The sequence below is a fragment of the Paraburkholderia sp. SIMBA_030 genome (assembly GCF_046535245.1).
Taxonomy (GTDB): Bacteria; Pseudomonadota; Gammaproteobacteria; order Burkholderiales; family Burkholderiaceae; genus Paraburkholderia.
Genome location: NZ_JAWRXB010001672.1, coordinates 1 through 235 on the forward strand (window position 1 = coordinate 1; position 235 = coordinate 235).

General features: G+C 58.7%; 1 protein-coding gene. It reads left to right on the plus strand.

Annotated features, from left to right (window positions below):
• Nucleotides 1-49: 49 nt before the first annotated feature.
• On the plus strand, nt 50-235 hold a 186-nt coding region (locus SB772_RS45705; RefSeq protein WP_410839237.1), incomplete at its 3' end, for a hypothetical protein.

Sequence of the window (235 nt, forward strand, 5' to 3'; positions counted from 1 at the left end):
TATGGAAAGATGGCCAACGACCCGATTGCTTTCGACGGCGGCGCGCCTTGTGGAAATCTCGTGGAACGAGAAATTAAAGTCTATCGGCCTGACCCACGCAGGCGTCATTGCCATGCAGGTACTGGCCGCCAAGGGTGCAATAACGCAAGCCGCCCTTGCTGAAGTTGCGCGGGTCAAGGCTCAAACGATGGGAACCACGTTGGCCAGGCTGGAGTTGCACGGGCACATCAGCCGC